General features: G+C 65.6%; 7 protein-coding genes. 6 read left to right on the top strand and 1 reads right to left on the bottom strand.

What is annotated here, in order from left to right; genetic code table 11:
* Positions 1-340: 340 nt before the first annotated feature.
* On the bottom strand, positions 341-724 hold the full coding sequence (locus AC19YT_RS17150) for a YfeK family protein (protein WP_011077871.1): 384 nt from the start codon (positions 722-724) through the stop codon (positions 341-343).
* Between the two features lie 239 nt (positions 725-963).
* Here AC19YT_RS17150 and AC19YT_RS17145 point away from each other — a divergent pair, with 239 nt between their 5' ends.
* Genes AC19YT_RS17145 through AC19YT_RS17120 form a run of 6 tightly spaced genes read left to right on the top strand, consistent with a single transcriptional unit; the run spans position 964 to position 6494 of the window.
* Positions 964-1908 (top strand): PDR/VanB family oxidoreductase, encoded by a 945-nt coding sequence (locus AC19YT_RS17145; RefSeq protein WP_500610680.1) that lies wholly within the window; start codon positions 964-966, stop codon positions 1906-1908.
* Positions 1909-1958: 50 nt separating this feature from the next.
* Positions 1959-3290 carry an aromatic ring-hydroxylating dioxygenase subunit alpha gene (locus AC19YT_RS17140; RefSeq protein ID WP_500610679.1) on the top strand — a complete coding sequence of 444 codons (1332 nt, stop codon included), beginning with the start codon at positions 1959-1961 and terminating at the stop codon, positions 3288-3290.
* A complete protein-coding gene (locus AC19YT_RS17135; RefSeq protein ID WP_500610678.1) occupies positions 3280-3813 on the top strand; it encodes an aromatic-ring-hydroxylating dioxygenase subunit beta in 534 nt (177 codons plus the stop codon). The genes AC19YT_RS17140 and AC19YT_RS17135 overlap by 11 nt, the downstream gene beginning before the upstream one ends.
* Entirely contained in the window at positions 3813-4406 is a 594-nt protein-coding gene (locus AC19YT_RS17130; protein ID WP_095111092.1) for a cysteine hydrolase family protein, read from the top strand. Before AC19YT_RS17135 ends, AC19YT_RS17130 begins: the two co-directional genes overlap by 1 nt.
* Positions 4403-5212: an SDR family oxidoreductase gene (locus tag AC19YT_RS17125; protein ID WP_011077867.1), complete on the top strand. Its 810-nt coding sequence runs from the start codon at positions 4403-4405 to the stop codon at positions 5210-5212. The genes AC19YT_RS17130 and AC19YT_RS17125 overlap by 4 nt, the downstream gene beginning before the upstream one ends.
* Positions 5213-5258: 46 nt before the next feature.
* Positions 5259-6494: a dienelactone hydrolase family protein gene (locus tag AC19YT_RS17120; protein WP_011077866.1), complete on the top strand. Its 1236-nt coding sequence runs from the start codon at positions 5259-5261 to the stop codon at positions 6492-6494.
* Positions 6495-6562 lie beyond the last annotated feature (68 nt).

The following is a 6562-nucleotide window of genomic DNA, read 5'->3' as shown; positions in this document are numbered from 1 at the left end:
AGCGTTGGGATGTGAAACGCGCCAGGCAGCGGGGCGCGGCGGCATTGTGCCTAGTTGCGGGGGAGGATTGAGGGGGGGTGGAGCGTTTAAATATGAGGCCTACATAAATTAGAGAAACGCCCTACACGACCTGTTAGTTAGGTGTTGTAACCGCCAGCACTTCCCCGCCTAAGTGCCCAGGCCTAGGCGGTTAGCAAGGGACCTGTAAATACCCAGCGTGCGTAGGTGTTGGGTAAAGGCTGCTGGTAGCAAACGGGCTCTCCCGCGCGGGGGTACGCAGCCGCCCCACTAGGTGTTGCGCCCGGCACCCTTTACGGCCGAGCGCGGGTCAACCCGCTGGCTACTGAGCGCGCTGCCTGTGCAACTCGGTGTTCAACCAGGTGCCCGCTGGTTGCGAGCCCGTTGGGCAACGCACTTGGTAAGGCTTGCCGCTCATGCTGCTTTGGGTGGCGGCCAGTTCAATAAAATCCTCGGCGCTGTTGATCCGTTTCTTGCCTTCCAGGTAGGTCAGTTTTTTTTGCAAATGCTCGCGCGCCTGCGGGGCCGGGTAGGCGGTGCCGTTGCGCACGAACTGGCAGCCGCTGTGCTCGACAAAGTCCAGCAAGCCTGTGATCTCGGCGCGCACCGGCGGCGCCACCTCGGCCTGGGCGGCGCCCATAACGAGCAGAAGCCCGGCAGCGGCCCCCAGCCGCCATTGTCCCCAGCCACTGTTGAATGCCTGCATGTTCGTTCCTCCGTCAAAAAAATGCCGACTTTAGCCGCTGCATAGCCGCCCGCCAATACCTCCCCCCTATGGGCACCTGGGCCAGCTCCCACAGTGATGAGTGCCCCCAGCCCTGGCGCGCATTTACGCAAAATGCGGCTAACGACTTGCCGATATCGGCTTTTTCGCCCCGCGCGCCGTGCCTACAGTGAGGGCGACTTCAACGGCGGGCCCTGCTCGCCCCGTTTCAGGAATCGTGCATGCCCAGCCTGTCCTTGCGTATCGAACGAATCGACCCGCTCACCCCGCGCATTCGCCGCCTGATCCTGGTGGCGGATGCCCAGCAGCCCCTGCCCGGCTTCACTCCAGGGGCGCACATCGAGATCCAGATTGCGGGCAGCAAGCCCCAATGGCGCGCCTATTCCCTGGTCAACCTGCCGGGCCGCGCCCACTACGAGATCGCCGTACAACTGGAAGAACAGAGCAGCGGCGGTTCGCGCTGGATCCACCAATTGCAGGTCGGCCAGCCGCTACAGGTGCGGGCACCGAAGAATCATTTCCCCTTGGTGACGCAGGCGAGCGACTACCTGTTGATCGCCGGCGGCATTGGCATCACCCCGATGCTGGGCATGGCCCGTGCGCTTGCCGCCGGCCAGCAGCCCTTCACGCTGCACTACGCCGGGCGCGAGGCCCAGGGCATGGCGTACCTGGAAGAAGTCCGGGCCCTGGGCAGCGCCCACTGCTGGATCAGCGGCGGCGACCCGGCGCGGCGCCTGCCCCTGGCCAGCCTACTGGCCACCCCCCACAACGGCCGCCAGCTCTATGTGTGCGGGCCCAAAGCCCTGATCGCCAACGTGCTGCACAGCGCCCGTGAGTTGGGCTGGGACGACAGCCACGTACACAGCGAATTGTTCACCGGCAGCCTCGACGCCACGGGCGATACCGGGTTTGAAGTGGAACTGCGCAGCAGCGGCATCACCCTCCAGGTGCCTGCGGGCAAGAGTGTGCTGGAGGCCATGCTCGACGCCGACCTGGACCCGCTGTTCGATTGCCGCCGTGGCGACTGCGGGGTCTGCGTGGCCCAGGTGCTCGAAGGCAGCGCCGAGCACCGCGACATCTGCCTGTCAGTGCGCGAGCGCAGCGACGGCCGTTTCTGCACCTGTGTCTCGCGCGCCTCCAGCGCTCGGCTGGTGCTCGACTTGTAAGTGCGTGGCCACCCCACGCGCCTGTTTATGGCTGGTTAAAAGGAGACACCATGATTCCCACGAACGAACAGATCGCCGCCCTGGTGCGCGATGACAGCGTGCACAAAAGCGTCTACACCGACCCTCAGTTGTTTGCCCTGGAAATGCAGCGTATCTACGGCCAGGCCTGGATCTACGTGGGTCACGAGAGCCAGGTGAAAAACCCCGGCGACTACCACGCCACCCGCATCGGCGATCAGGACGTGATCCTGGTGCGTGGCGCCGACAAGCGCGTCAACGTGCTGTACAACCGCTGCCCGCACAAGGGCGCCAAGCTGGTAGCCGAAGGCGACGGCAACGTCGGCAAGTTCTTCCGCTGCCCGTACCACGCCTGGACCTTCAAGCTCGACGGCCAGCACCTCTCGGCACCGCTGAAAAACGCCTTCGAGGGCACCTGCTTCAACCCCAGCCACCCGGATTTCTCCATGGTGGGCCTGGCACGGGTCGACAGCTATCGCGGCTTCGTGTTCGCCAGCCAAAGCCCCCATGGGCCGGACCTCAAGGGCTTTCTCGGCGGCGTCATCACCTCCATCGACAATCTCTGCGACCGCTCGCCGGTGGGTGAAGTGGAAGTGGCCGGCGGCATTTTCCGGGTGGTGCAGCGCTCCAACTGGAAGGTCTTCTACGAGAACCTGCACGACACCATGCACGCCCGCGTCACCCACGAATCCTCGGTGGACGCGGCCCGCAGCGAGGCGCAGAGCCTGGGCGAGATGCCGTTCGAGCTGCTCATCATGGACGGCAACGGCGAGCCCTACGACTTCTGGGAAAAACTCGAACTGCGCGCTTACCACAACGGCCATGGCTACATGGAAGCGATCTTCGACCCAGCCGCCGCCGAGCGCGACGAGGTGTCCAAGGCCCACTTCGAGTGCCTGAGCGCGGCCTATGGCGAAGAACGCGCCCGTGCCATCCTGGGCATGAACCGCCACAACACGGTGATCTACGGCAGCGGCTCGCCCCATACCGTGTTCATGCAGTTTCGGATCATCCGCCCGATGGCCGTGGACCAGACCCTGGTGGAAATCCAGACGTTCCGCTGCAAAGGCGCGCCGGATGCGGTGTTCGACCGGGCGCTGACCTACGCCAACGTCATCAACTCACCCTCCTCCAACGTCATGCCCGATGACGTGGAGGTCTACGCCCGTTGCCAGGAAGGCAACATGACCCGCGGCGGCGAATGGATCAGCCAGCATCGTTATGCCGGCACCGACCAGGGGCTGCCCGACGGCGCAATCTCCACCAACGGCACCAGCGAGCTGCCCATGCGCAACCAGTTCGCCGCGTGGAAGCACTACATGACCGCCACCCTGATCGCCAAGGAGAGCACCCATGCTGTTTGATCGCACCTTCGACGTCGCCACGGACAACCTGGCCCCGGCCCACGTGCCCGGCGACACCCTGCGTGAGCTGGAACAGTTCCTCTACCGCGAAGCGCGCCTGCTGGACGAGCGGCGCTTCTGGGAATGGGACCGCTTGTTCACCGACAGCGGCATGTACTGGGCGCCGCAGCAGCACGGCCAGGCCAACCCGTTCGAGCATATTTCGCTGTTCTGGGAAAACCGCATGCTGCGCGAGGTGCGCATCCGCCGCGTGGAAAACCCGCGCAACTGGTCGCAACAACCGCCCACCCGCACCGCCCACCTGGTGGGCAACGTGATGGTCGAAGGCCTCGACCGCCAGGGCCTGCTGGTGGTGAGCGCCTCCTTCCAGGTCAGCGAATGGCGCCTGGTGCAACGCCAATTGGCCGGGCGCTATACCTACAAACTGGCCAGCCAGGAGGGGGGCGGCTGGAAGATCCAGCTCAAGCGCGTCGACCTCATCAACTGCAACGACGTGTTCGCCAACCTGGAGGTATTTGTCTGATGGGGCGCCCGACCGTTCTTGCCCTGCACTACCAGAACGACGTGCTGCACCCCGACGGGCGCATCCGCGTCGGCCTGGCCGCCGACGACCCGGCCCGCGCCACCGTGCTGGACGCGGCCATGCGCCTGCAACACGGCGCCCGCGCCCGGGGCTGGCCGATCATTCATGTGCGCGTGGCCTATCGCCCGGACTACGCCGACCTGGTGCAGAACGCGCCGATCCTGCGCGCCGTGGCGGCCAGCGGTGCGGTGCGCGAAGGCACCTGGGGCGCGCAGTTCCACGACGCCCTGCAACCCTTGGCCAGCGCCACCGAGTTTGTCGTCACCCACACCCGCATCAACGCCTTCTACGGCACGCCCCTGGACACCCTGCTGCGCCAGCTCGACGCACGCCAATTGCTGGTGGCGGGCGTAGCCACCCATTCGGTGGTGGAAAGCACCGTGCGCCATGCCGTCGATTGCGGTTTCGAGGTCACGGTCCTGGCCGATGCCTGCGCCGCCGCCAACCCTGAAACCCACCGCGCAGCGCTGCAGAGCATGAGCCTGATCGCCACCCTCAGCGATGTCGCCAGCACCCTGGGGGATCGGCCATGAAGCCCCTGCCGACTGCCGACCTGCAAGGCCAGGTGGCGATCGTCACCGGCAGCACCCAGGGCCTGGGCACCGACATTGCCCGCCAACTGCTGCGTGCCGGCGCCAGCGTCACCTTGGTGGGACGCAACCGCGACACGGGCGCGGCCCTGGCCGAGGCATTGGGTGAACGCTGCCGTTTTGCAGCCTGCGACGTCGAGCGCGACGACGATATCGATGCCTGCATCGCCGCCACCCTGGCCGCGTTCGGCCGCCTCGACATCCTGGTCAACAACGCCTGCGTGTATGACGACCAGGGGCTGCTGTCGGACCGTGCGCAATGGCTCAAGACCCTCAACGTCAACCTGGTGTCGGCGGCGATCTTCGTGCAAAAAGCCGCGCCCCACATGACGGGCGGCGGCACGGTCATCAACATCGGCAGCACCGGCGGCAAGTTCGGCGCCGCTGGCCGCGCCCTGTACCCAGCGTCCAAGGCCGGGCTCCTGCAACTGACCCGCAACCTCGCGGTGAGCCTGGCGCCGGCGGCGATCCGGGTCATCAGCGTATCGCCGGCCTGGACCTGGTCGCCCTCGGTGGCCAGCCTCAGTGGCGGCGATGTGGCCGTGGCCGACCGGATCGGTGCTACCTTTCACCCGCTCGGGCGCGTGGGCCGCGGCGAGGAAATCGGCCAGGTAGTGGCCTTCCTGTGCAGCCAGGGTGCGTCCTGGATCACCGGCGTCGATATCCCGGTGGACGGCGGTTTCTCGATCCTCGGCCCCGACCAGGGCCTGTCGCCACGCACCTGGTTCGAGCGTTTGCGTGACCAGTAGGCAACTAAAACAACAACACCTGATGAGTCGAAAACGAGGTAACACCATGGGCAAGATGATGAAGGTACAGGCCAGCGACGGCAGCGGCAGTTTCAGCGGTTACCTGGCGCTCCCCGCCAGCGGCAAGGGGCCGGGGGTGGTGATCGGCCAGGAGATTTTCGGCATCAATGCCAACATGCGCGAAGTGGCCGACCTCTACGCCGAAGAAGGCTACGTCGCCTTGGTGCCAGACCTGTTCTGGCGCCTGGAACCCGGGGTGGACCTGGGCTACACCGAAGCCGACTTCGCCCGCGCCATCGACCTGTTCCAGCGCCTGGACATAGACAAGGCCGTCGAGGACATCGACGCCAGCTTCAAAGCCCTGCGTGAGCTGCCCGAGGTCGAAGCCAGCGGCCTGGGCTACGTGGGTTTCTGCATGGGCGGCAAGCTCGCCTACCTGACCGCGACCCGCACCGACGTGGCCTGCGCGGTGGGCTACTACGGCATGGGCATCGAGCACCTGCTGGACGAAGCCGAGCGCATCAAGGGCCACCTGGTGCTGCACTTCGCCGAACAGGACGGCTACTGCGACGCCAATGCCCGCGCCCTCATCAGCCAACGCCTGGGCGCGCGGCCCAACGTCGAGATCTACACCTACCCCGAGGTGGACCACGCCTTCGCCCGCCACGGCGGCATGCACTACAACAAACCCGCCGCCCTGATGGCGCACCAACGCAGCATCGCCGCGCTGAGGCAGGCCATCGGCCCGCACTACAACCTGTCCGCACTGTGGGAAAAACACATCGAGTTTGAATTCGCCGTGCGCGATGTTCCGGCGACCATGGCGACCATGGTCGCCGAGCCCTACGTCAACCACATTCCCACCATGACCGGGGGCGTGGGCTACCGCGAACTGAGCCGCTTCTATCAGAACCATTTTGTCCACGCCAACCCGCCGGACATGAAACTGGTGCCCATCTCCCGCACCGTGGGGGCCACGCAGATAGTCGATGAATTCGTCATGTGCTTTACCCACACCAGCGAAATCGACTGGATGCTGCCCAACGTCGCCCCCACCGGCAAATACGTGGAAATCCCCATGCTGGGGGTCATCAAGTTCCGCGGCGACAAGCTGTGCCATGAGCACATCTACTGGGACCAGGCCAGCGTCCTCGTGCAAATCGGCCTCCTCGACCCCACCGGCCTGCCGGTGGCCGGGGTAGAAACGGCGAGGAAACTGCTCGACGAACAACTGCCCTCCAACACCCTGATGGGCAAATGGGCGGACAGCGCCGAACGCTAGCGCCAGCCTTCCCCGTAAAGGCTGGCAAACGCTGTGGGAGCGGGCCTGCCCGCGATGGGTCCAGTAGC

The sequence above is a fragment of the Pseudomonas sp. MF08875 genome, from assembly GCF_059862525.1.
This window is presented reverse-complemented; position numbering and strand designations above follow the sequence as displayed.